This is a genomic window from Streptomyces sp. SGAir0957, from assembly GCF_043523415.1.
In genome coordinates this window covers 8,431,870-8,455,097 of sequence record NZ_CP027293.1, presented here as the reverse complement: position 1 = coordinate 8,455,097, position 23,228 = coordinate 8,431,870, and the positions used below count along the sequence as shown (strand labels likewise).

20 protein-coding genes are annotated in these 23,228 nt (G+C 71.4%); 3 read left to right on the top strand and 17 right to left on the bottom strand.

The window, feature by feature from the left end; all coding sequences use genetic code 11:
• Positions 1–171: 171 nt before the first annotated feature.
• Entirely contained in the window at positions 172–744 is a 573-nt protein-coding gene (locus C1N81_RS43800) for a TetR/AcrR family transcriptional regulator (RefSeq protein WP_394437445.1), read from the bottom strand.
• Positions 745–888: 144 nt separating this feature from the next.
• Between C1N81_RS43800 and C1N81_RS43795 the strand changes: the two genes are divergently transcribed.
• Positions 889–1,626, top strand: a complete 738-nt coding sequence (locus tag C1N81_RS43795) for an SDR family oxidoreductase (RefSeq protein ID WP_394437443.1) — start codon at positions 889–891, stop codon at positions 1,624–1,626.
• 166 nt (positions 1,627–1,792) lie between these two features.
• On the opposite strand, the gene C1N81_RS43790 is transcribed toward C1N81_RS43795, so the two are convergent.
• A complete protein-coding gene (locus C1N81_RS43790) occupies positions 1,793–2,227 on the bottom strand; it encodes a MarR family winged helix-turn-helix transcriptional regulator (protein WP_394437441.1) in 435 nt (144 codons plus the stop codon).
• A 107-nt stretch (positions 2,228–2,334) separates the two neighbouring features.
• Here C1N81_RS43790 and C1N81_RS43785 point away from each other — a divergent pair, with 107 nt between their 5' ends.
• Positions 2,335–3,249 (top strand): alpha/beta hydrolase, encoded by a 915-nt coding sequence (locus C1N81_RS43785; protein WP_394437439.1) that lies wholly within the window; start codon positions 2,335–2,337, stop codon positions 3,247–3,249.
• Between the two features lie 40 nt (positions 3,250–3,289).
• Here C1N81_RS43785 and C1N81_RS43780 read toward each other — a convergent pair whose 3' ends face one another.
• Complete coding sequence (locus C1N81_RS43780) at positions 3,290–4,225, bottom strand: LysR family transcriptional regulator (protein WP_394437437.1); 936 nt, start codon at positions 4,223–4,225, stop codon at positions 3,290–3,292.
• Positions 4,226–4,452: 227 nt separating this feature from the next.
• Between C1N81_RS43780 and C1N81_RS43775 the strand changes: the two genes are divergently transcribed.
• Entirely contained in the window at positions 4,453–5,196 is a 744-nt protein-coding gene (locus C1N81_RS43775) for an SDR family oxidoreductase (RefSeq protein WP_394437435.1), read from the top strand.
• A 154-nt stretch (positions 5,197–5,350) separates the two neighbouring features.
• Here the strand turns inward: C1N81_RS43775 and C1N81_RS43770 are convergent, their stop codons facing one another.
• The 14 genes from C1N81_RS43770 to C1N81_RS43705 all read right to left on the bottom strand — a co-directional run bounded on the left by C1N81_RS43770 (position 5,351) and on the right by C1N81_RS43705 (position 22,959).
• Positions 5,351–6,718 (bottom strand): FAD-dependent oxidoreductase, encoded by a 1,368-nt coding sequence (locus tag C1N81_RS43770; protein ID WP_394437433.1) that lies wholly within the window; start codon positions 6,716–6,718, stop codon positions 5,351–5,353.
• Positions 6,715–7,500, bottom strand: a complete 786-nt coding sequence (locus C1N81_RS43765; RefSeq protein WP_394437431.1) for a VOC family protein — start codon at positions 7,498–7,500, stop codon at positions 6,715–6,717. Before C1N81_RS43765 ends, C1N81_RS43770 begins: the two co-directional genes overlap by 4 nt.
• Positions 7,497–8,885 (bottom strand): cation:proton antiporter, encoded by a 1,389-nt coding sequence (locus C1N81_RS43760; RefSeq protein WP_394437429.1) that lies wholly within the window; start codon positions 8,883–8,885, stop codon positions 7,497–7,499. Before C1N81_RS43760 ends, C1N81_RS43765 begins: the two co-directional genes overlap by 4 nt.
• An 85-nt stretch (positions 8,886–8,970) precedes the next feature.
• Complete coding sequence (locus C1N81_RS43755; RefSeq protein ID WP_394437427.1) at positions 8,971–9,936, bottom strand: chlorinating enzyme; 966 nt, start codon at positions 9,934–9,936, stop codon at positions 8,971–8,973.
• Positions 9,933–10,718, bottom strand: a complete 786-nt coding sequence (locus C1N81_RS43750) for a thioesterase II family protein (protein WP_394437425.1) — start codon at positions 10,716–10,718, stop codon at positions 9,933–9,935. Before C1N81_RS43750 ends, C1N81_RS43755 begins: the two co-directional genes overlap by 4 nt.
• Positions 10,715–11,485 carry a thioesterase II family protein gene (locus tag C1N81_RS43745; RefSeq protein WP_394437424.1) on the bottom strand — a complete coding sequence of 257 codons (771 nt, stop codon included), beginning with the start codon at positions 11,483–11,485 and terminating at the stop codon, positions 10,715–10,717. Before C1N81_RS43745 ends, C1N81_RS43750 begins: the two co-directional genes overlap by 4 nt.
• Positions 11,486–11,516: 31 nt before the next feature.
• Positions 11,517–12,785, bottom strand: a complete 1,269-nt coding sequence (locus C1N81_RS43740; RefSeq protein WP_394437422.1) for a cytochrome P450 — start codon at positions 12,783–12,785, stop codon at positions 11,517–11,519.
• Positions 12,782–15,019, bottom strand: coding sequence for a non-ribosomal peptide synthetase (locus C1N81_RS43735; protein ID WP_394437420.1), 2,238 nt, complete (start codon positions 15,017–15,019; stop codon positions 12,782–12,784). The genes C1N81_RS43740 and C1N81_RS43735 overlap by 4 nt, the downstream gene beginning before the upstream one ends.
• A gap of 32 nt (positions 15,020–15,051) precedes the next feature.
• Positions 15,052–16,308: a cytochrome P450 gene (locus C1N81_RS43730; protein ID WP_394437419.1), complete on the bottom strand. Its 1,257-nt coding sequence runs from the start codon at positions 16,306–16,308 to the stop codon at positions 15,052–15,054.
• A 149-nt stretch (positions 16,309–16,457) separates the two neighbouring features.
• Complete coding sequence (locus tag C1N81_RS43725; protein WP_394437417.1) at positions 16,458–17,294, bottom strand: hypothetical protein; 837 nt, start codon at positions 17,292–17,294, stop codon at positions 16,458–16,460.
• 69 nt (positions 17,295–17,363) lie between these two features.
• Complete coding sequence (locus C1N81_RS43720) at positions 17,364–18,938, bottom strand: carbamoyltransferase C-terminal domain-containing protein (RefSeq protein WP_394437415.1); 1,575 nt, start codon at positions 18,936–18,938, stop codon at positions 17,364–17,366.
• Between the two features lie 4 nt (positions 18,939–18,942).
• Entirely contained in the window at positions 18,943–19,710 is a 768-nt protein-coding gene (locus C1N81_RS43715; protein ID WP_394437413.1) for a thioesterase II family protein, read from the bottom strand.
• 55 nt (positions 19,711–19,765) lie between these two features.
• Complete coding sequence (locus tag C1N81_RS43710) at positions 19,766–21,106, bottom strand: cytochrome P450 (protein ID WP_394437411.1); 1,341 nt, start codon at positions 21,104–21,106, stop codon at positions 19,766–19,768.
• Positions 21,103–22,959 carry a non-ribosomal peptide synthetase gene (locus C1N81_RS43705; RefSeq protein ID WP_394437409.1) on the bottom strand — a complete coding sequence of 619 codons (1,857 nt, stop codon included), beginning with the start codon at positions 22,957–22,959 and terminating at the stop codon, positions 21,103–21,105. Before C1N81_RS43705 ends, C1N81_RS43710 begins: the two co-directional genes overlap by 4 nt.
• Between the last annotated feature and the right edge of the window lie 269 nt (positions 22,960–23,228).

Below are 23,228 nucleotides of genomic sequence, written 5' to 3'. Positions count from 1 at the left end.
CTCGTCTCACCATGCAGCCATTCAACCTCGTCGACTTCATGACGGTTTCAGTCGCCAGAAGGTTCAGGCCGCGCCGAGGAGAGGGCCAGGTCCCGTGCGTCGCACGGTTTCGGCCGTGGGCAGTGGCCGGGCCGCTCCGAGGAACCGCGATTTCCGCTCCCACCACCGCTCTCATGGGCGGACCGTGAGCCCGTCCAGGATGAGGTCGAGCAGGCGTTCCGCTTGCTGTCGGTGTTCGGCACCGGCCGAGGTGAGGGCGATGCCTTCCAGGGCGGCGGCGATGTCGGTGGGCTGGATGTCGGTGCGGATCGCCCCCGCGGCCGTGCAGGCGTCCATGAGTGAGGTGAGGGCGGCCTGGATCATCTCCCGGCTGTGACCGTACGGGTATCTTCCGGTCGCGGCGATGGCGCGCAGGGCGTCGATCATGCCGTACTTGGCGGTGACGTAGTCCAGGAACAGGCGTGTCCACGCGCGCAGGGCTTCTGCCGGCGGCTCCTGTGCCAGGAGGGCGGGAGCGGCTTCGCACAGGCGGGCCACCTCGTTGCGGTAGACCGCCTCGATCAGGGCTTCGCGGGTGGGGAAGTTGCGGTACAGGGTCGCGCTGCCCACGCCTGCGTCCTTGGCGATGCGCTCCAGGTGGGCGTCCAGCCCCTGCGTCGAGAAGACGCGTACAGCGGCCGCCAGGATCTTCTCCCTGTTGCGCCGTGCGTCGGCCCGCAATGGCCGGAGCGTTCCGTCGCTCATCCGTGCTCGCCATTCCCCTCTTCCAAGCGTTGCGAATTGCTAACCGGACACGCCCCCACTTATGGTGAGCTAACTGGGGACACCTCCGGTTTCACTGTAGGTCACCGCACTGACCTGCGCGCACCCCGTCGAAGGAAGCCGTTCATGTCAGGCATCCAGGGCAAAGTCATCGCGATCACCGGCGCCAGCAGCGGCATCGGTGAGGCAACCGCCACCTACCTCGCGGAGAAAGGTGCTCAGTTGGTGCTCGGAGCCCGGCGCGAGGACCGGCTCCGCAGCGTCGTGGAGGGCATCACCGCGAAGGGCGGCACCGCCACCGGCCTAGTCGTCGATGTCACGCGCCGCGAAGACCTCCAACGCCTGACGGAGACGGCCCTCGACCGGTACGGCCGGCTCGACGTCCTCGTGTCCAACGCGGGCACGATGGCCGTTTCCCCCTTCGACGACCTGCGTCAGGACGACTGGGACGCCATGGTCTCCACCCACATCACCGGCCTGCTCAACGGCATCGGGGCGGCCCTGCCCGTCTTCCGCCGGCAGGGCTTCGGCCAGTTCGTCAACGTCGCCTCCACCGCGGCCTACGTCGTCAAGACTCCTCAGGCCGTCTACGCGGCCACCAAGACGGCGGTGAAGGTACTCACCGAGGGCCTGCGCCAGGAGTCGGGGCCCGACCTGCGCGTCACCCTCGTCTCCCCCGGCTTCACGCATACCGAAGGGGTCGGCAAGGGAGCCAGCCCCGAAGTCGCGGCAGCGATGACCCAGCAGCGGGACGAGATCGCCATGCCGCCCTCGGCGATCGCCTCCGCCATCGGCTACGCCATCGAGCAACCCGAGGGCATCGACGTCAGCGAGATCGTCGTCCGCCCCACCGTGCAGGCCTGACCCTCACCGTTACCGTTACGGTTACCGTTAGCGTTCGCGGCTGCGGCCCGACATCCCGGCGGCTTCCAGGGCCGACCGAGCGCGGCCGCACCGATGGCGCTTCGAGCCACCGGACGCACTTCGACTCACGCGACGCAGCCTCAGGTGCCGGCACCGAACAAACGAGTCACTCGTGTACGCGGTCTGCCCCGGGTGAGTCGAGCATCGTCGTGAGGATGCGTTGCAGCTCAACTCGGTCCTGGGGAGTGACCCTCGCCAGCCTGCGGTCGTACTCCGCCGCGAGGGCCGCAAGCGCTCGATCGCGTGCCTGCGTTCCCGCGGGGGTCAGGACGAGTCGATGACGCCGCAGGTCCGCCTCGTCGATCTCGCGCCGGATGAAGCCCTTGGCGACGAGGTTGCGAACGTAGACCGTCACGCTCGCCCTGGGCAGGAGTAGCGCGGTCGCGATCTCGGCCGGGTACGGCGACGCCTCCACCTCGGCCAGGACGAAGAACTCCTTTGCCTCCAGATCGAGTTCGGCCAGTTCTCGCGTACAGGCATCCAACACGACGCCCAGCAGCCGCTGGTTCAGCGTCCACAGCTGCGCCCCGTCGACCGACATGCGAGCTCCCGTCCATCTGATACATTCTCGTACTAGTTCCAAACTGTATCAGTCACTGAGTGGCAGCTCGACTCTCAGGGAACAAAGACTCGCGAAGGGCGCCAAGCATGCTGCAGCACCTCACGATCCCGCGCGGTCCCCTCACCCTCGCCGTGGACCTTCACCTGCCCGACGACGCCGACACCAGCGCACCGCTGCGCGCCGTTGTGCTCTCCACCCCAGGCAGCAGCGTGAAGGAGCAGATCGGCGCCAACTACGCCTCCCGTCTCGCCGCCCGCGGCATCGCGGCGCTCGTCTTCGACCCCGCCCACCAAGGACAGAGCGAAGGCGAACCCCGAGATCTCGAGGACCCCTACCGCCGGGGCGAGGACATCTCCTACGCCATCGACGCGCTCTCCACGACTCCCGGAATCGACCCGCGGCGCATCGGCGTCCTCGGTATCTGCGCGGGTGGTGGCTACGCCGTGCACACCGCCCGCACCGACCACCGCATCAAGGCGGTCGGCACAGTCGTCCCCGGCAACATGGGCACCTCCTTCCGCGGCTTCCAGGCCGACGGACCGGTTGCCGCGCTCGACGCCCTCGCCGACGCACGCCTCGACGAGAACCTGTCCGGGGAGCAGACCCGGCTGAACTGGCTGCCCGACACCCTGGAGGCCGCGGCGGCCGCCGGACTGACCGACATCGACACCACCCAGGCCATCACCTACTACCGCACCGAGCGCGGCGGCAACGAGCACTCGACCAACCGCCGCCTCGCCCGCGGTGACTCCCTCCTGCTCGGCTACGACGCGTTCCACCTGGTCGACCCGCTGATGACCCAGCCGCTGCAGGTCGTCCTCGCCGGGCGCGTCGGCAACACCGGCTCCTACGAGGCCGGCATGCAGCTGTGGAAGATGGCCCCCAACCCCGTCGACCTCATGGTGATCGACGGGGCCGGCCACTACGAGATGTACGACGAACCCGCATACGTCGACGCCGCCATCGAACGACTCACCAGCTTCTATGTGAACAACCTCTGAGTCGTCCGAACCTCAGGAACGGTGGTGCACCTCGGCGCCGTCAGGACTCGCCGCGCGCCGTTCTGGGGCGTACGAGAAGCTCCTTGGCAGTTGCCCGGAAGAGGGTGACCAGGGGATTGGGGTCGTCGGCGCGAGTGGCGACGACCACCTCGCAGGGTTCGATGCCCATGACGGGGACGATGGCGAGGTCGTCCCGGAGCGAGAAGCGCGGGTCGTCGGCGGGCGCGAGAGCCACGGCCCGGCCGTCGGCGACGACCTCGAGCTTGTCCTCGAAGGTGTCGACGAGCATGGGTCCCAGCGGCGCGTGGCTGCCGTCCGGACGCGGGTCGAGCCGCCAGAAACCCGTCCAGTGCGCGGCCATGCCGGCACAGGCCACGAGGGGTTCGCCGGCGAAGTCGTCCGGCGTGACCGCCTCCTTGCCGGCCAGGCGGTGCGACGCGGGCACGAGCAGCACCCGGGGTTCTTCGTAGAGCGCGGTCACCTCCAGGTCTTCGGCCGGGATCGGCAGCGGGGTGCGGAGGACGAGCGCGTCGACCTGACGGTCGGGCAGGGCGCGGGCCTCGTCCCAGTCCAGATGGCGGGTGCGGATGTGTGCCTCGGGGTGGAGGCGGCGCAGCTGACGTACCGCGGGGGTGATGACGAGGTCCTCGACGTATCCGACGGTGAGGGCGCGTGCCGGAGCGGCGCCGCGCGCGGCGAGCACCGCCCGGTCCGCGGTGTGCAGCAGCGCCTGCGCCTGCGGCAGGAAGGCCGCGCCCGCCGCGGAGAGTCGGCTGCCCTGGGGTGTGCGTTCGAGCAGGCGCACGCCGAGGCTGTCCTCCAGGCGCTGGATCTGGCGGCTCAGGGAGGGCTGGGCGACGTGCAGCGCGGCAGCGGCCCGCGCGAAGTTCAGGTGCTCGGCGATGACGGTGAAGTACCGCACCAGCCGCAGATCCAGATCAGGGAGAGGCGCCTGCGCAGGCGCTTCGTCGGACATGCCCGCAGCCTACTCGCCGCCCACGCGCCGACTTCTCGCCGCCTTCTCAGCGTCTTTTCACCGTCTTCTCGTCATGCGGATTGTGCATGTCGTGGTGCGAAACAGGTCTTGGACGCCGGAACTGGGACGGCTGTTGACTCGTGGATGTCCCTCCGGACCGGCAGTCAGCTCGACTCGGCTCGGCTCGGCTCGGTTCGGTTCGCAGAAGCACAAGGAGTGTGTCCGAGATGAACAAGTACGCGGGAAAGCGTGTGGTGATCACGGGCGGCAGCAGCGGCCTCGGCCTCGTCACCGCCCAGCTTCTTGTCGACGAGGGGGCTCGGGTCCTCATCACCGGGCGCGACCAGGAAGCCCTGGACACCGCCCGCCACCGGCTCGGCGAGCGGGCGCTCGCGGTCCGCAGCGACGCCGCCTCGCTGCCGGACGTCGATGCGCTGGCCGACCGGGTGAAGGCCGAGTTCGGCACCGTCGACGCCTTGTTCGTGAACGCCGGGATCAACGGCTTCGCACCGTTGGAGGCGACCAGCGAGGAACTGTTCAACCAGCTCATGGCCGTCAACACCAAGGGCCCCTACTTCACGGTGCAGAAGCTCGCTCCCCTGCTCGCGGAAGGCAGCGGCGTGGTGCTCACCACCTCCGTGGCGAACGTGCTGGGGCTGCCCATGCTCAGCGCCTACGCCGCCGGGAAGGCGGCGGTGCGTTCGATGACGCGCAGCATGGCCCGGGAGTTGCTCCCCCGCAAGATCCGCGTCAACGCGATCAGCCCCGGCCCGATCGACTCCGGGATCCTGGAGAAGACCATGCCCGCTGAGGCCGCCGCGCGGACCAAGGCGCAGATGGCCGCCGAGAACCCCATGGGGCGCTTGGGGGACCCCGCCGAAGTCGCGCGGGCGGTGCTCTTTCTCGCGTTCGAGGCGACTTTCACCACCGGTGCCGAGCTGGCCGTGGACGGCGGCGGCTCCCAGCTCTGACGCCTGCCCCGACCCGGGCAACTCCCCGGTGTCCGGGCATCTTCGCCACCGGTGTCCGCGGAGTGCCGTGGCGCCCGCGGTAGTTTCACCCAGAACGACTTCTCCAGAACGACTTCACCAGGGCCTCTGACGGGCCGATGTCGGCGATGCGGTGTCACGCCCCGCTGGCGTCCAGCATCTCCTCTCGTTCCACGATCTTGACGCGCTCGCGGCCCTCGTGTTCGCCCCGTGCTCTCTCAGCGGCGTCGAGGCGGTGCCAGCCGTCCCAGGTGGTGTAGCGGACGTTGCGGTCGGCGAGGAACCTGTCGACCGCTTCAGGGAGGGGGAAGGCGGGGGTGTGCAGTCGGCCGGCCGCGTGATCGGCGAGAAGACTGGCCACCGTCTCGTTGGCGTCGCCCTTGGTGTGGCCGATCAGGCCGATCGGCCCGCGCCGGATCCACCCCGTGACGTACGTGGACCGGAGGTGCTCGCCGGATTCCTCGATCACGCGGCCGCCCTCGTCGGGGACGGTGCCGGTGGCGACGTCCCAGGGGAGCTTGGGCAGTTCGTCGGAGAGGTAGCCGACCGCGCGGTAGACGGCGGTGACGTCCCAGTCGGTGAAGGTGCCGGTGCCCTTGACGCCTCCGGTGCCGTCCAGCTCGGTGCGCTCCGTGCGCAGCGCGGTGACCTTGCCGTCCTCGCCGAGGATCTCGGTGGGCGACTCGAAGAAGTGCAGGAACAGCTTGTGCGGGCGCTCGCCGACATCGCGGATCGCCCAGTTCTCCAGGGTCTTGGCGACCATGTCGGCCTGCTTGTTGGCGCGGCGCGTGGCGATCGAGCCCTCGTCGTAGTCGATGTCCTCGGGGTTGACGATGACCTCGATGGTGGGCGAGTGGTCCAGCTCCCGCAGTTCCATGGGGCTGAACTTGGCCTGGGCGGGGCCGCGGCGGCCGAACACGTGGATCTCGCGCGCCTGGTTGGCCTGCAGGCCCTCGTGCACGTTCGGCGGGATCTCGGTCGGCAGGAGTTCCTCGGCGGTCTTGGCGAGGATGCGGGCGACGTCCAGGGCGACGTTGCCGACGCCGAGGACGGCGACCTTCTCCGCCTCCAGCGGCCAGGTGCGGGGCACGTCCGGGTGGCCGTCGTACCAGGACACGAAGTCCGCCGCGCCGTAGGAGCCGTCGAGGTCGGTACCCGGGACGGACAGCGCGCGGTCGGCCGTGGCGCCGGTGGCGAAGATGACGCCGTCGTAGAAGCTGCGCAGGTCGTCCAGGCTGATGTCCGTCGGATACGTGACGTTGCCGAAGAGGCGGATCTGGGGTTTGTCGAGGACCTGGTGCAGGGCGGTGACGATGCCCTTGATGCGCGGGTGGTCGGGCGCCACGCCGTAGCGGATCAGGCCGAAGGGGGCGGGCATGCGCTCGAAGATGTCGACGGACACGCCCGGGGCGGCGGCGACCGGGGACTTGAGTAAAGCGTCGGCGGCGTAGATCCCGGCCGGGCCGGAACCGACGACGGCGACGCGAAGAGGGCGAGGTGTCACCTTGACTCCTTCGAGGAGTGACGCGTGTGGGGGGTGTCGGCGACGAGGACCGCGGACACACGTCCTGAGGCGCTCCGCAGAGCGAGGGTGTGTCCATCGGGGGCAGGGGTCCGTACGGGATCGTCCACCGGGGCGGTGCGTGACGCATCCGGCGCTGTGCTCGCCGGGTTCAGGGGCTTGCTGCTCAGGGACTTGCTGCTCAGGGGCCTGCTGTTCAAGGGCTTGCCGTGCAGGGGCTTACCGTTCGGGATCTCGGTGTTCAGGATTCTGTTGTGCAGCACCTCGTTGTAGAACCTGGCGTGCGCCTTCGGCACCGTCAGGTCGAAGCGCAGCGTCACCGGCGCGGCGGCGGTCCTGTCCCGGTCCGCCGGGCGGCGGTGGTCCGGCACCCAGTTCCGTCCGTCGGCGGGCAGCCCCGTGCGCGTGTCCGCCGGCATCAGGGTGCAGGTGACGTCGCCGATGCCGGAGACGATCACGTGGCCCCGCGCGGAGCGGGTGACGGTGGCGCCCACCGCAAGGGCCGCGTCCTGGGTCGCGCCGACGTCGTCGCAGGTGACCGCGATGTCCGCGATACGGTCCTCGTGGGGACCGCGGGCGCGACGGGTCGCCCAGCCCGAGGTGACCACTACGCTGACGTCGCCGCGTCGCAGCAGCACCGAGCTGCGGTCCACCTCGACGGAGTCGGCCACCCGGACGAAGCCGAACTCGCGGACCAGGCGCCGGATGACGGAGTTCTTGTCCCGTACGTAGACCTCGATGTGCGATACGTCGTGCGCCGTCATGTGTGTCGCGCTCCTTTCACTTGCGGGTCTTCTCGGGTCACCGCTCCCCCGGTCAGGACCGCGCCGGGCCGGACCGGTTCCGCGACGAAGAGGCGTTCGCGTTCGAGCTCCGTGTCCGTCACGTCGATCAGGCCGGTGGTCCAGCGCAGGATGGGCGGCGCCATCACCGAGGTGACGAGCGCCACGAGCACGATGACGGTGTAGGAGGCCGTGGTGAGCAGCCCGATGCCGAGGCCGACCGAGGCCAGGACGATCTCCACCACTCCGCGCGCGTTCAGTCCCGCGCCGACGGCCAGCGCCGCGTTGCGGTCCGCCCCGCTCAGCCGGGCCCCCGCGTAACCGCCGACGAGTTTCACGCCGACCGCGACGACGAGGGTGAGCAGCGCCGCCGCGAGGACCGGCGGGTGTGCGAGCGCCGACACGTCGGCCTGGAGGCCCGCCGTGGCCAGGAACAGCGGGGCGAGCACCGCCATGACGAAGGTGCGGGCCAGGTTCAGGAACCGCCGCCCCGCCGCCCCGGAACCGCCCACGACGATGCCGCACAGGAACGCGCCGAGAATGGGTTCCATGCCGAGCGCGTGGGTTCCCGCGGACGCCAGGACGAGGAGGACGACCACGGTGGCGACGCCGACGCCCTCGGCGTTCCGCGACCTCTCGGCGCTGCGCAGCAGGCGCACGGTCACCGGGCGCGCCACCGCGGTCAGCACGAGGATCAGCAGCAGACATCCCGCGGTCCTCGCGACCGTGCCCGCCCGGAACCCCGCGGTCGCGGTCGCGGAGACCACCGACAGCAGGAACCAGCCCACGATGTCGCTGACGGCCGCCGCGCCGATGATGAGCTGTCCGACGTCGCGGTGCATGAGCTTCATGTCGAGCAGCGTCTTGGCGATCACCGGCAGGGCGCTCACGGCGACGGCGACGCCGATGAACAGCGCGAAGACGGTGCGGCTGCCGTGCTCCCCGCGCAGCGCGTCCGGGAGTACGAAACCCAGGCCCACCCCGGCCGCCAGCGGAAGCAGCACGCTGCCCGCGCTCACCCAGCCGATGGCGGACCGCTTGCGGCGCAGCAGGGGCAGGTCGATGTGTGCGCCGGTGATGCCCACCAGGAAGAGGGCTCCCAACTGGCCCACGGCAAGGAGCATGTGGGTGGTGCCGGGATCCGGGGGGAACAGCCGGTGCGAGAGTCCCGGGCCGAGGTGGCCGAGGACGGACGGGCCCGCGACGATGCCCGCGGCCAGTTCGCCCACCACCGGCGGCAGGTTGCACCGTGCGGCGAGCCGGCCCAGCGCGGTGGCGAGGGCGAGCAGGACGCCGATCTGGACAAGCAGGACCAGCAGGGGGTCGTGCGGGATCGCCGTCACTGTGGCGGCGGCGTGAGGCGGCATGCCGCTCCCTTTCGTGGACCGTGAACTTGTGGGCCGTGAGCCGTGAGCCCGGTGGCGGGTGACGGGTGGCGGGTGGCGGGTGGCGCTACGCGATGCCGACGTAGTCGCGGACCGGGAACGGGTAGCCGCGCCGGGACGTCTGGACGAAACGATTGTGGCCGTAGGTGTCGCGCCCGGAGACCAGTACGTTGCCGAAGTTCTCCAGGGAGGCGCTGCCGCCGAACTCCTGGAGCGTCGTCGAGTGCGGGTAGACCTGGACCGACGTCGGCAGGTAGCGGCCGGCGAAACCGAGCCGCATCTGCTTGCTGAGCCCGGCGTGCGGGTGCGAGGCGTGCATGAGCGTGGACCAGAAGATGACGAACTGGCCCTGCCGCATCACCTGGGAGACGGCGGCGGTCTCGTCGGGCCGCCAGTTCGGGTCCTTCTGGAGCTGCCGGTAGTCGTAGCCGAAGAAGCCGCGGCGCACGCCTTCCTTCTCGCGCTGGTTGATGGCGGCCGGGTCGTAGTCCATGGTCTTGGACTCGTCGTAGTTCATCGTGCGGTGCGAGCCGGGGATGAACTGGAGGCAGCCCGTCTCCACGGTCGCCGGGGTGAAGGCGGTCCACACCGTCACGGTGCCGCCGAAGTCGGCGTCCTCGGGCCAGACGATCTGAGGGTGCTTGGAGCCCGCGACGTTGGAGAAGTTGTCGGCCTGGTGCCAGTCCGTGCCCTCGTCGCCGGGGTACTTCGGGAAGAACTCGCTGCGCCAGCACATCGTGTCCGGGCCGAGGATCGACGAGACACGGTCGACGATCTCGGGGCGGGTGATGTGCGAGGACAGGAAGTCGATGTCCAGGTGGCGGTCGTAGTTGGAGAGGTTGGTGACGCCGGAGGAGCCGTCGTCCGCGTTGTAGGCGGCCAGGTCGGTGTCGAGCAGGTCGGCGCGGAGCAGGCGCAGGTGCTGCTCCATCTCGTCCTCGTCGTACAGGTCGAAGGGGCCCAGGTAGCCGTCGCGGTGGAACTGCTCCAGTTCGGCCTGTGTCAGGGAGAAGTCCGAGGACTGCGGGTTCATCGGTGGCTCCAGGTGTCGGTGGGCGGGACCAGTTCGCGCAGGTCGGCGGTGATCACGTCGGCGATGTGCGGCAGGGACTCGTTGATGAAGAAGTGGCTGCCTGGCAGGACGGTCTGGCGGAAGGCGCCGCCGGTCTCCATGCCCCACTTCTCCATGCGGGCCGGGGAGGCCGGTCCGTCCTCGGCTCCGGAGAAGGCGCGGATGGCCATGGGCAGGGCGGGCCGGGCGCGGTAGGGCCAGGTCGCCACCACGGTGAGGTCGGCGCGCAGGGTGGGCAGCAGCAGGTCGAGGAGGTCGGGGTCGTCGAGGACGTTCTGCGCGGTGCCGCCGAGGTCGCGCAGGTAGGCGACGAGCCGCTCGTCGGACTCGTTCCAGGCCGGTACCTCGCGTTGCAGGTAGGGGCCCGGGCTGGCGGCGACGAACAGTCCGGCGGGCAGGGGCAGGCCCTGGGCGCGCAGCGCGTGGGCGAGGTTGAAGGACACCTGGGCGCCCATGCTGTAGCCGAAGAAGGCGTACGGCAGGTCCAGGTGCGGGCCGAGCGCCTCGACGAGGGCGTCCACCAGCGGCCCCATCCGGTCGTAGGGGCGCTCGGCGATCCGGTTCTCCCGGCCCGGAAGCAGTACGGCCTCGACGGAGACGTCGGCGGGCACGAGGGCGGGCAGTTCCCGGAACATGCCGGGTCCGCTGCCCGCGCAGTGCAGGCAGAACAGCCGGCAGCGGGGCGCGGTGCCGCTCGGGTTCAGCGGCCTGACCCAGCGGTTGCGGCGGCGGGTGGCGGTCATCGCGGCTGTCCCGCGGGGGCGGGGAGCAGCCCGGCCGAGAACACGTCGAGCAGGGTCCCGGGTGCCTCGGTGAAGGTGTAGTGCTCGCCTTCGAGGACGACGAAGTCGGTGTCGCCGCAGAGGTCCCAGCCGCCCATGGTGGAGTGGGGCACCTCGACGTCGCCGTGCCAGCCGACGGCGGTGAGGGGCACGGGCAGGCGCGGCGGGTCGGGGACGTGGTAGCGCTTGTTGGCCTCGATGTCCTCGCGCAGGATGGAGAGGGTGAAGTCGATCAGACTCGGCACCGGTTCCGCTCCGAGTCTCACCATCAACTCCCCAAGTTCTGCTCGTAGTTCGTCGTCGCTCAGGCGCAGGAACCGGCCGCGCGGGCCGTGCTGCGGGGCGACCTGTGAGGAGAGGAAGAGCCGGGCCGGGCGCGGGTGGTCCCGTTCGACGAGGCGTACGGCGGTCTCGTACGCGGCGAGGGCGGCGCCGCAGTGCCCGAACAGGCCATAGGGCCGGTCGAGGTACGGCAGCAGCCCTTCGGCCAGGTCGTCGGCGAGCTCCTGGTACGTCGCGTGCGGCCGTTCCCGGATGCGGTTCTCGCGACCGGGCAGCTGCACGGGGCAGGTCTCGACGTCGTCCGCCACGAAGCGGGGCCACTGCCGGTACATGCTCGCTCCGCAGCCGGAGTACGGGATGCAGAACAGCCGGGCCCGTGCGTCCGGGGAGGGCTCCCTCAGCAGCCAGGGCGTCGGGGCGTGGGTCCGGTCCGGTGGGCTGGGCATCGCAACCATCTCCGTGTCTCGGTTCGGCACGTCAGTAGCCGAGGGGTCCGCGCCGGGCGCGTACGCGTGCGGTGATCGGCAGGTGGGTGTATCCGTGGACGAAGGCGGAGTAGAGCCTTCGTGGCTCGCCCGCGACCTCGAAGTCCTCGAAGCGGCTGAGGAGTTCGGCGAAGAGCAGGCGCAGGGTGACCTTCGCGACGGTGTGGCCGACGCAGAAGTGGGCTCCGGCGCCGAAGGTGATGTGCCGGTTGGGGCGGCGCCGGATGTCGAAGGTGAAGGGGTCGGTGAAGACTTCTTCGTCGAAGTTCGCCGAGTTCAGCCAGGTCACCAGGGCGTCGCCCCGGTCGATGCGCACACCGCGCAGGGTCGTGTCCCGGGTGGCGTAGCGCAGGAAGTGTCCGGCGGGCGAGGACCAGCGCAGCGCTTCCTCGGTGCCGCGGACGGTCAGTTCGGGATGCGCCGCCCAGTCCTCCAGCACGCCGGTGTGCGTCTGGGTCGCCAGGACGCTGCTCGCCACGTGGCCCGTCGTCACATTGGCGCCGAGCAGCAGGCTGTAGCAGTTGGACATGACCTCGCCGGGTGACATGGTGCGGCCGCCGAGGTCCAGGGTCAGCAGGAAGCTGAGCAGGTCGTCGCCGAGCGCCTTCTCCCGTTCGTGGGCGAGGTCCTGGAAGTAGGCGAAGAGTTCGCGGTGGGCCCGCTCCAGGGTGGCCGACGGGCCGTCGGGGAGCATCAGCTGGGGGTCCTGCGGTGCGACGCAGGCGCTGGTGAAGTCGGTGAGCGGGGCCCAGTCCGCCTCGGGTATGCCCATCAGGACGCCGGTGACGGCCATCGGCAGGAGCGTCATGGCCTGCGCGAAGTCGAAGACACCGCCGTCGGCGAGCGGTTCGACGACGCGCAGGACGGTGGCGCGGATCCGTTCGCGGTGGGCGTCCACCGACTTCATCGACAGGGCGCGCTGCAGCGGCTCGCGCATCCGCGCGTGCCGCGGCGGGTCGGTGACCGCCATCTGTTTGCCGCCGGCCGGGTCCTCCGTGCCGAGCATGTGCAGGAGGTTGCCGCGCTCGGAGGTGAACACCGTGTGGTCGCGCAGGACGCGGTCGCAGTCGCGGTACTTCGTGAGCGACCAGTAGGACTTCCCTGCGGCGGTGGTGCGCCGGTCGACGGGGCGGTGGCGGCGAAGTTCGCGCCAGAGCGCGTGGGCCTCGCGGCCGTCGTCGGTGTGCACGGCAGGGTCAGCGGGGTCGAGCCGCCCGGCGCGGGCGGGGCAGCCGGTCAGCACGGCCGGCGGTGCGGTCACCGGCCGAGCCCCTTGGCGAACTCGGCGACGGTCGGGTTCAGGTAGAACTGCCGCGCCGGGACGTCGATGGCGTGGGTCCGCTTGAGAGTGGCGAGCACCTCGGCGACGTTGAGGGAGTGCCCGCCGAGGTCGAAGAAGTTGTCGTCGACGCCGATCGGTTCGATCTCCAGGACCGAGCCCCACAGGTCGGTGAGGCGGCGCTCCATCTCCGTGCGCGGGGCCGCGTACGGGGTGCGCACGGTGCGGGGGCCGCGGGTGAGGGCGGGCAGGCGTCCGCGGTCCACCTTGCCGTTGGGTTTCAGCGGCAGTGCGGCGCTGACGAGGACGGCCCAGGGCACCAGGTACGGGGGCAGGGTGGCGCGCAGCCGTTCGCGCAGCAGGGTGCCGAGGTCCTCCCCGTCGTCCTCGCCGGTGCCGGGGGCGGGGACCACGTAGGCGAGGAGCCGTTTGCCTCCGGAGCCGTCGGCCTGGGCGACGACGACGGCGTCGCCCACCTCGGGGAACCCGTTCAGCTCGGCCGCGATCTGGCCGGGTTCGACGCGGTAGCCGCGGATCTTGACCTGCTCGTCGACGCGTCCCAGGAACTCCAGGTCGCCCTGGGCGTTCCAGCGGGCGAGGTCGCCGGTGCGGTACATGCGGGCGCCGGGGACGCCCGAGAAGGTGTCGGGGAGGAACCGCTCGGCGGTGGCGCCGGGGCGGTTCGCATAGCCCTCGGCGAGGCCTTCGCCGGCCGCGTACAGCTCGCCGCGGGTCCCGGGCGGCACCGGGCGCAGCAGGCTGTCCAGGACGGCGACGCGGGTGCCGGTGACGGGCCGGCCGATGGGGACGATGTCCGCGCCGGGCAGGTCGCGGCCGGTCCTGCAGGTCGTGAACGTCGTGTTCTCGGTGGGCCCGTAGGCGTGCGTGAACGTCAGCGCCGGGTGGGCGTCGAGGAGGCGTCGCAGGTGGTCGGGGGACATGACCTCGCCGCCCGCGATCAGGTGCCGAAGGCCGGCGAAGGCGTCCAGGTGGTTGCTGACGAGCTGGTGGAAGAGGCCGGTCGTCAGGAACAGGACGCTGACCCGTTCGCGGCGCAGCACGTCGCCGAGCTGTCCGACCTCCAGGGCGCCGTCGGGGGCGACGGCGAGGCGGCAGCCGTGCACCAGTGGCGCCCAGATCTCCAGGGTCGAGGCGTCGAAGGCGACCGGCGCCAGTTGCAGGAAGACGTCCTCGGGCGCGATGTCCATCCAGTTCGGGTCGCGCACGAGGCGGGAGACGGCGCGGTGCGGGACGCTCACGCCGCGCGGTTCGCCGGTGGAGCCCGAGGTGAAGCTGATGTAGGCCGTCGAGTCCGGGTCCTGGCCAGGTCCGGCGGGGGCCGCGGGCTCGACCGTCCGGCCGGTGGCCGGGGCGGCGGGGTCGACGACGGTGTGCCCCGCGGGGACGCGCGGGCCGTCCTCCGCGACGACGAGGTGCACGGCGGCGTCGCGGAGCAGCCGTGTGTGCCGTTCGGCGGGGTCCCGCGGGTCGAGGACCAGGTAGGCGCCGCCCGTCTTGAGGATGGCGAGGAGGGTCACGACGAGCTCCGGGGAGCGGCGCTGGAGCACACCGGCCACCCGGCGCGGGCCGAGGCCCGCCGCGCGCAGCACCCCGGCGAGCCGGTCGGCCCGCGCGTCGAGTTCCCCGTACGTCAGGACGTCGTCGCCGCGGCCGACCGCCGGGGCGTCGGGTGCCGCGGCGGCCCGTTCGGCGACGAGTTCGTGCACGCAGCGCGCCACCGGCGCGGACGGGGCGCCGGTGCCCAGGGCGGCCAGGTCCTGCCTACGGGCGTCGGGCACCAGGTCGAGCGCCGAGACCGCGCGGCCGGGGTGGTGGATCCCGCACGCGACGGCGGCGCGCACCTCGGCCTCGATGCCGGGGGCGGCGCTGCCGTACATGAGGAGCGTCGCGTCCCAGCCGTCGTGCACCAGCGCGTGGTCGGCGAACATCCCGTCCTGCGACTCCTCGGCGTCCTCCTCCTCGGGGAGCGCGTCCAGGGCTTGTGCCGCGCGGCGCACCAGTTCGGAGAAGCCGGGGTCGTCGCCGAGGGCGACACTGACGGTGCCGGAGCGGACGGCGCCGTCGCCGGGGACGCGGCAGTGGACCGGTACGTCGTCCTGGCCGGTGTGCCGGTGCACCACCGCGGCGAACGAGGCGAGCGCCTGCGGCACCGACGCGGTCCGCAGCGCGTCCGTGGTGCTCATCAATTCGGTCATGGCCGTCCTTGTCGAGGGGGGTGAGGGCTGGGTCAGGGCCGGTGCGGGGTGAACTCGACCGGCAGGGACGTCACTCCGTAGAAGGAGGTGATGTCGGGGAACCAGGTGACGGCGGCACGGTCGCTCACCCGGTAGTCCGGGACACGTGTCAACACCTCTTCGAGGATGACCGTGAACAGGGCGCGCACCAGCGAGGCGCCCAGGCAGTAGTGCGAGCCGGCCCCGAAGGCCAGGTGGCCCGAGGTGTCGCGGTCGAGGTCGACGGTGGCCGCGTCGGGGAAGACCGTCTCGTCGCGGTTGGCCGAGGCCCAGCTGACGAAGACCCGGTCGCCGGGGCGCAGGGTGCGTCCGCCGAGCTCGGTGTCCTCGGCGGCGGTCCGGCTGGTGCCCTGCACGGGTGACATCCAGCGGGCGTACTCGTCCGCCGCCTTCGGGATGAGCGACGGGTCGGCGATGAGGCGTTCTTTGAGGTCGGGGTGGTCCGCGAGGTGCAGGAGGGCCGTCGCGGTGAGCGAGGAGACCGGGTCGATGCCGAGGAGGATCAGGTAGAGCATCGCGAGGATGTCCTCGTCGGACAGCGGCTCGCCCTCGACGGTGGCGTCCAGAAGGTACGGGAAGAGGCTGCGGTCGTCGCTGCCGGTGCCGTACTCCTGGCGTACGTCCAGCTCCTCCATCAGCGCCATCGTGATGCTCTGCGCGTGGGCGCGGGCGCCGGGCAGGTCGTGCGGGGCGGCGAGGAGCGCCTGCTGCACGAGGGAGTCGATCTCGAACCAGCGCTCGTCGGGCAGTCCCAGGTCGCGCATGGTGACGATGCCGGGCACGCGCAGCGTCAGCGCGGTGACGAGGTCGCAGGCGCCCTCGCGCACGACGGCGTCCAGGCTCTCCCGGGCCAGTTGCCGCAGCTCCGGCATCCGCGCGCGCACCGAGGCGGGCGCGTAGAACGACGAGAGGAGCCTGCGGTACCTGAGGTTGCGCGGCGGGTCCGCCTCCAGCGGGACGAGCCGGCCGGTCTGTCCGAGCGGCGGGATCGTCACGCCCTGGATCGTGCCGTCGGGGCGCACGTGTCCGGTGCGGAACTCCGGCGCGCGTCCCGCGCGGGACACCTCCGCGTGCCGCGCCGCGACCCAGTAGCCGTCCCAGGCCCGGCTCCAGGACATGGGGCACCGGGAGCGCAGGCGCGCGTAGGCCGGGAAGGGATCCTGGGCCAGGGCCGGGTCGTGGCTGTCGAAGTCGTCGCTGTCGCTGTGGGGTCCGTCGGGCGCGGGCCTCGACGAGTCCTGCACGTCCACCTCTTCCCGCCTCTCCGTGGGGGGTTGGTCGCCAGGGGTCCGCCTCCCGCGTCGGGGCAGCGACGGCGTCGCGCGGTGGGGGCGCACGCTCGGGGAGACGGACCCCTGGACGTGTTGCGCGGCCTCGAAGGGCGCGCGGGACCGGCCGGTCAGGTCCAGCTGACGACGGTCCGCTCGTCGGTGTGGCCCATGATGAAGGAGACCGTCGTACGGTTGCCGGTGTTGGCGTCCACCGCGTGCACGAAGGCGCCGTTGAAGGCGTAGATATCGCCCTCGCGGATGTCGAGGCGCAGTTCGTCGAAGTCCGCCAGGTCCTCGGCCGTGTACGGCAGCCCCGTCAGCTCGATGCCGAGCGAACGCCGTGTCCGGTCGTCGGGCCTGATGTTCCAGATGACGAGGCGCCCGCCCGCGGTGTGCTCGATGCACATGTTCACCGCGCAGATGTCGTGCTCCAGGACGCGCTGGATCTCGAAGCCGGCCTGGCGCGGGTCCTTGCACTGGGCCTCGTCCTCGTGCGGGTCCAGGGAGAAGTCGCCCTCCTTGTCCCAGGCGCGGATGAGCGCGGCGCACGCCGACCGGCCGTCCATCCGCGCCACCCGCAGCGACGCGCCGTGCGGCCGCAGCGCCTCGTTCACGCCGTCGCGGAACACGTGCCAGGGCGAGTCGGGGGCGTCGATCACCTTGCCGACGTGTTCGGCGACCTCGGCGGACTCGTCGAGATAGGTGTCGGCGGACTTGTTCCAGTGGTAGGCGCCGACGTAGTGGGAGGGTTCGCCCTCCCGGTGCTGGCGGGCCGGGCTGGCCCAGAACCGGTCGGTCAGGTCCTTGCGCGCCGACGGGGGGATGACGTCCCGGAAGATGACGCCGAGCCTGCGGCCGTGCAGGACGTCAAGGACGAGCCCGTAGTCGAGTTCGCCGCGCTCCTCGAAGCGGAAGAACTCCTTGTCGGCCTGGTGTCCGCTCACTCGTACTGTGCTCTGCTGCATCGGGTTTCCTCTTTCACACGTACGCAGGTGCTGTTCACGGGCGACCGGGGCCACGCGGGGTGCGCGGCGTCAGGGACGCGGCATGCGCCGGGTCACGAAGGTGTCCCCCACCACGTAGCCGTCGAGGTCGTGCTGTTCGCCGTAGCGGATCAGGTCGCTGGTGCGGTTGATGAAGCCGCGCCCGGAGAAGTTCAGCGACGTGTTGCACAGGACGCTGAAGCCGGTGAGGTCGCGGAAGGCGGTCAGCAGGGAGGCGACACCCGGGTTCTGCTCGCGGGTCACCGTCTGCGTGCGGGCCGTGCCGTCGACGTGCGTGACGGCCTTGAGCTCCGGGGAGCGCACCGTGCTGAAGTACAGCATGTACGGGTCGGGCAGGGAGTCCTCGAACCACTGGCCCGCCTCGTCGGCGAGGCAGATCGGCGCGATGGGCCGGTACCCCTCCCGCTGCTTGATCTTGTTGAGCCGGGCCGTGGTCTCCGCGGTGAACGGCGCGGCCAGGATCGACCGGTTGCCCAGCGCCCTCGGCCCCATCTCCCAGCGGCCGCGCGCCCAGCCGATGATGCCGCCGTCCGCGATGAACCGGGCCACCTCGGCGTAGTCGAGCGGCCGGGTCTCGTAGCGCTCGGGGTCGAACTCGGTGTCGGTGACGAAGTCGTCGCCCGCGTAGACGTCCCACTCCACCTTCGCCTCGCCGGTGTAGTGCAGCTGCGCGTCGATGGCGGTGCCGAGCGAGGAGCCGCTGTCGTTCGGGCACGGCGGCACGAACACCTCGGGGAAGAGTCCGCACTCGGCCCAGCGGCGGTTCCACTCGCAGTTGAGTCCGCAGCCGCCGGAGATGAGCAGCGGCAGCCCCTCCGTCAGGTGCTCGGCGGCGTAGGCGTGGAAGCGGTCGAAGATGGCGTCGGAGTACTTCGCGGCGAGGTCCTTGTACTCCTGGGACTCCACGCCGATGTCGCGGAACGGCGTCCAGCCCATCTCGTCCTTGCCGAGCGTGGTGATGATGCGCTCCTGGGCGAGCAGGAAGTCGATCAGCTCGCGCTCCGCGGGGGTGGTCTCCGTCTTCCGGGCGAAGCCGGTCAGCGCCATCTGCTTGCCCGCGTCCTGGAGCCGCAGCACGCCCTTGTTGGCGGTGAACGACCGGTCGGCCAGGCCGAACAGGTAGGCGTACTTGTTGCCCGGGTCGGACATGACGTGGCGCAGGTGGGTGACTCCGCCGTTCTCGTCGATCCGGTAGAAGGAGCCGATGTTGCCCTCCCACACGAGGCAGTAGTACGGCTGCCCGGCGGGGAACGGCGAGAGGCCGTGCGCGGTCATGATGTGCGAGCGCTCGTGCGTCGAGGAGAAGATCCGTACGTCCTTGCCGAAGAACCGGCCCGCCTCGTCGGAGACCGACCCCTCGCCGACACCGAAGTACCCGGTGCGCGAGGGTGGTTCGTCCGAGAAGGCGCCCTTCACCCAGCCGCCGACCGCCACCACGTCGGGCAGCCGGTCGAGCCGGTCGACCGCGGCGAGCAGGACGTCCGCGGTGAGTGTGTCGTAGCGCGGGAAGGAGTCCTTCTCGGCCTCCATCGAGAACAACAGGCGGCCGTCGTCGATCGCGGTGACCGCGCTGTCGTGCCCTTCCTTGAACGACAGGATCAGCATCTTCCTAGACTCCTTCCGCCGGCCCCGTGGGTGGCCGGTCTGGGCTGACGCCGTCGGCCAGCAGCCGCAGCAATTTCTCGGGGCCCTCGATGAAGGCGTAGTGGCCGCCGTCGAAGACGACCTGGTCCATCTCGCCGCACGCGGCCCAGCCGGTCATCCGCTCGGGTTCCATGCCGATGTCCCCGTCCCAGCCGATCGCGGTGACAGGACACGGCAGGCGCGGCGGATCGGCCAGGTGGTAGCGGCGGTTGATCTCGATGTCGGCGCGCAGCACACCCAGCGTCATGGCGACGAAGGTGGGCAGCGGAGTGCCGCCCAACTGCACGATGAGCGTGCGCAGTTCCTCGGCGAGCCCCTCGTCGTCCATCTGGAGGTGCCGGCCGTAGGGGCCGTCCTGCGGGGCCACCTCCGAGGACACGTAAAGGCGTGACGGCGGGCGGGCGCCGCGGTCGATCGCCTTCAGGGCGGTCTCGTAGGAGGCGAGCGCCGCACTGCAGTGCCCGAACAGGGCCCAGGGGCGGTCCAGATGAGGGGCCAGGACCCCGGCGAGGGTCTCGCCCAGCTCCTGGTAGGTCTCGAACGGCTTCTCCTTCAGGCGGTTCTCCCGTCCGGGCAGTTGCACCGGTACAAAGTTGACGCCCTCGTACTCGGTGGGCCACTGGCGGTACATCGACGCGCCGCACCCCGAGTAGGGCAGCAGGAACACCCGGGCACGCGCGTCCGGCAGCGGCTCCTTGAGGAACCAGCGTGGGGGTCGACCGGCGGTGGGCATCGGCTGAAGGACCTCGCCTTCGGTTCGGCGGACGGCCGCCCGGGGGCGGCCCGGGTCAGTAGGCGGCCGGGCGGACGCGCGGCCGCGGGCGGGCCGTGATCGGCATCTCGGTCCAGCCGTAGATCGTGTTGGAGTACAGGCGCTTGCCGGGGCCGGCCGGCGCGATGTCGGTGAACCGGCTGAAGAGTTCGGCGAAGAAGAGCCGCAGGGTCACCTTGGCCACGGTGTGGCCCACGCAGTAGTGCGGTCCGATGCCGAACGCCAGATGCTTGTTGGGGCGGCGGGCCGGGTCGAAGGTGAACGGGTCGGGGAAGACGTCCTCGTCGCGGTTGGCCGAGGGCAGCCACACCGCCACCGCGTCGCCCGCCGGGACATGTGTCCCGCCCAGGGTGACGTCGTGGGTGGCGTAGCGGATGAAGTGGGTGGTGGGGGTGGACCAGCGCAGCGCCTCGTCGACGCCGCTGACGATCAGGTCGGGGCGGTCGGCCCACGCGTCGAGGCCCGGGGTGCCCATCAGCTCGGCGAGGGTGCTCACGGGCACTTGCGCGGTGGTCACGTTGGCGCCGAGCAGCAGGCTGTAGCAGTTGGAGATGACCTCTCCCGCGGAGAGCGGGCGGCCGTCGATCTCCATCCGGAGCAGCAGGCTGATCAGGTCGTCGCCGGGGTGCGCGCGGCGGTCGTGGACCATCTCGTGGAAGTAGGCGAACAGGCCGCGGTGGGCCTGGTTGAGGACCCGGTCGATGCCCCGCTCGTCGCGGTAGCGCGGGTCCTCGGGCGCCACCGAGGCGGTGGTCAGGTCGACGAGCCGGTCCCAGTCCTCGCGCGGCAGCCCCATGAGGACACCCGCGACCGCCATGGGCAGCCGGTTGGCGTGGGCCGCCAGGTCGTAGGGGCCGCCGTCCGCGAGGGGTGCGAGGAGGTCGGTGACGACGGCACGGATCTGCTCCCGCCGCTCCATGGTCGGTTTGACGGCCAGCGCGCGTTGCAGCGGTTCGCGCAGCGAGGTGTGGCGCGGCGGGTCCGTCGCGGCCATCTGGTGCCCGCCGGCCGGGTCACCCCGCCCGAGGAGGTACAGCAGGGTGCCGCGCTGGGAGGTGAACGTGGCGTGCTCGCGCAGCACCCGGTCCACGTCGGCGTAGCGGGTCACCGACCAGTAGGGGTGGCCGTCCTTCTCGTGCCGGGCCACGGGGTCGTCGCGGCGCAGTCCGGTCCACAGGGTGTGCGGGTCCCGGTCGCTGTAGAGCGCCGGGTCGGCCAGGTCGGCGAGCGGCCCCAGGGTGTCGGCGCCCTGGTGCGCCGGGCAGCCCGTGACGGCGGGCGGCACGGTCGGCCGATGCTGCTGCTCGTGCCCGTGCCCGTGCTCCTGCTCCTGCTCCTGCTCCTGCGAAACGGTCACGGTCGCGTCTCCCGTCCTGCCATCGCCTCGTCCACGGCCTCGCTCAGCTCGGCCACGGTGGAGCGCAGGTACAGGGCGGTGGCGGGGATCTCCACGCCCAGCTCCTTGTGCATGAGTTCGAGCAGTTCGGCGGCCATCAGGGAGTGGCCGCCCAGGTCGAAGAAGTCGTCCTCGATGCCGACGGGCGCGATGCCGAGCAACGCGCTCCACATCTCGGCCAGGCGCCGCTGGAGCGGTGTCCGCGGAGCCACGTACGGGTCGGCGATGTTGCGCGGCTTCGGGCCCGCGGTGGCGAGGGCGGAACGATCCACCTTGCCGTGCGCCGTGACCGGCAGGGTGGTGTGGACGAGGATGGTGTCCGGGACGGCGTAGGCGGGAAGTTCGGCGGCCAGGGCGGCGCGCAGCCGGGGCCCGGCCCCGTCGTCCGCCCGGCCGTGGACGACGTGACCGATCAGGCGGGAGTGCTCGGCGTCGTCGCGCTCCACGACGACGACCGCCCGGTCGACGCCGGGCTGGCGGGCCAGGGCCGCCTCGACGGCGCCCGGCTCCACGCGGTAGCCGCGGACCTTGACCTGCCGGTCGGTGCGCCCGGCGAACTCCAGGACGCCGTCCGGCGCCGTCCGCGCGAGGTCTCCGGTGCGGTACATGCGTGAGCCCGGCGGCCCGAAGGGGCAGGGCACGAACCGTTCCGCGGTGGCGGCGGGCCGCCCCAGGTAGCCGCGGGCCAGGCCGTCGCCCCAGGTGTGGAGCTCGCCGGTGGCGCCGTCGGGCACGGGGTTCATCGCCTCGTCGAGCAGGGCGGTTCCGGTGCCGGTGACGGCGGTGCCGATGGGGACGGGGCCCGGGGGCGGGGTCCCGGTGGTGGTCCAGCGGGTGGTGAACGTGGTGTTCTCCGTCGGGCCGTAGCCGTTGGTGAACGTCAGGCCGGGCCAGGCGCCGAGGAGCCGGGCGACGAGGGCGGGCGAGGCGACGTCGCCGCCGGTCACCACGTGGCGCAGGCCCGCGAAGAACGGGAGGCGGCTCTCGACCAGCCGGTGCAGCAGCCCGGTCGGCAGGTTGACCACGGTGACGTGCTGTCCGGCGACGGTGCCGGCGAGGGCGTCGAGGTCGACCGGTCCCCCGCCGGGGTGCACCACGAGGCGGGCCCCGGCGCACAGCGCGCCGAAGATCTCCAGCGTCGAGGCGTCGAAGGACACCGACGAGACCTGGAGGACGACGTCCCGCGGGGTCAGACGCAGCCAGTCCTGCCGCACCGCGATGCGGTGCACACCCCGGTGGGTCACTCCGACGCCCTTGGGGGCGCCGGTGGACCCCGAGGTGTAGCAGACGTAGGCGAGGTCGTCGGCGCTCCGGGCGCCGGTCGCCGCCGTCCTCGGCGGGTTGCCGGCCTCGGCGGTGGTGTCCGGCGTCAGCGTCGGCAGGCCGGCGGGCAGCCGTCCCGCGGCCCCGGCATCCGCCACGGCGATCCGTGCCCCGGCGTCGGCGACTAGCTCGGCAAGGCGCCGGTCGGGGTCGGCGGTGTTGAGCGCCAGGTAGGCACAGCCCGCCTTCAGGACGGCGAGCAGCGACACGATCAGTTCGGCAGATCGGTCCATGAGGACGGCGACGACGGCGTTCTCGCCGTGTACGCGGGTCCGCAGTTCGGCGGCGAGCCGTTCCGCCCGGGCGTCCAACTCCCGGTAGGTGAGCGTCCGTCCGTCGCAGGTGACGGCCGGCGCCTCCGGGGCTCGGCGGGCATGTTCGGCGACGATTTCGTGGAGCAGCACCCCGCCGGGGTCCGCCGCGTCCGGTCCGGGGCGGCGGGACACGGAGTGCGACTCCCCAGGGGCATCGGCCACAGTGCTGTCGATCAACTCCAGACCACCTCTCACCCTCAGAAGATCTGTTGCTTTCGCAGACCGACTTTAGGCGGCACGGCCCGCCCGTAAATCGGCGGAATGACCGAACCGGATCCACTTTTTACGAGGAGGCCGTCTCCACATTCTGCTGGTGCCGTTTACCTCAACGAGCGAGGGCCCGGCCGACAAAGTGCGGAATAGTCACGGATCCCTTGACCGGGGCTCTTTCGGCGCCGGATGGTGGCCCTGCAACAAAGTCGGTCCGGCCCAGCCGGTCCGGTATC

Coding starts and splice junctions, on each gene's coding strand:
- C1N81_RS43800 (WP_394437445.1), bottom strand. CDS start 744: ATGAGCGACGGAACGCTCCGGCCATTGCGGGCCGACGCACGGCGCAAC.
- C1N81_RS43745 (WP_394437424.1), bottom strand. CDS start 11,485: ATGCCCAGCCCACCGGACCGGACCCACGCCCCGACGCCCTGGCTGCTG.
- C1N81_RS43735 (WP_394437420.1), bottom strand. CDS start 15,019: ATGACCGAATTGATGAGCACCACGGACGCGCTGCGGACCGCGTCGGTG.
- C1N81_RS43765 (WP_394437431.1), bottom strand. CDS start 7,500: ATGACGGCGCACGACGTATCGCACATCGAGGTCTACGTACGGGACAAG.
- C1N81_RS43795 (WP_394437443.1), top strand. CDS start 889: ATGTCAGGCATCCAGGGCAAAGTCATCGCGATCACCGGCGCCAGCAGC.
- C1N81_RS43720 (WP_394437415.1), bottom strand. CDS start 18,938: ATGCTGATCCTGTCGTTCAAGGAAGGGCACGACAGCGCGGTCACCGCG.
- C1N81_RS43760 (WP_394437429.1), bottom strand. CDS start 8,885: ATGCCGCCTCACGCCGCCGCCACAGTGACGGCGATCCCGCACGACCCC.
- C1N81_RS43775 (WP_394437435.1), top strand. CDS start 4,453: ATGAACAAGTACGCGGGAAAGCGTGTGGTGATCACGGGCGGCAGCAGC.
- C1N81_RS43750 (WP_394437425.1), bottom strand. CDS start 10,718: ATGACCGCCACCCGCCGCCGCAACCGCTGGGTCAGGCCGCTGAACCCG.
- C1N81_RS43725 (WP_394437417.1), bottom strand. CDS start 17,294: ATGCAGCAGAGCACAGTACGAGTGAGCGGACACCAGGCCGACAAGGAG.
- C1N81_RS43715 (WP_394437413.1), bottom strand. CDS start 19,710: ATGCCCACCGCCGGTCGACCCCCACGCTGGTTCCTCAAGGAGCCGCTG.
- C1N81_RS43780 (WP_394437437.1), bottom strand. CDS start 4,225: ATGTCCGACGAAGCGCCTGCGCAGGCGCCTCTCCCTGATCTGGATCTG.
- C1N81_RS43790 (WP_394437441.1), bottom strand. CDS start 2,227: ATGTCGGTCGACGGGGCGCAGCTGTGGACGCTGAACCAGCGGCTGCTG.
- C1N81_RS43755 (WP_394437427.1), bottom strand. CDS start 9,936: ATGAACCCGCAGTCCTCGGACTTCTCCCTGACACAGGCCGAACTGGAG.
- C1N81_RS43785 (WP_394437439.1), top strand. CDS start 2,335: ATGCTGCAGCACCTCACGATCCCGCGCGGTCCCCTCACCCTCGCCGTG.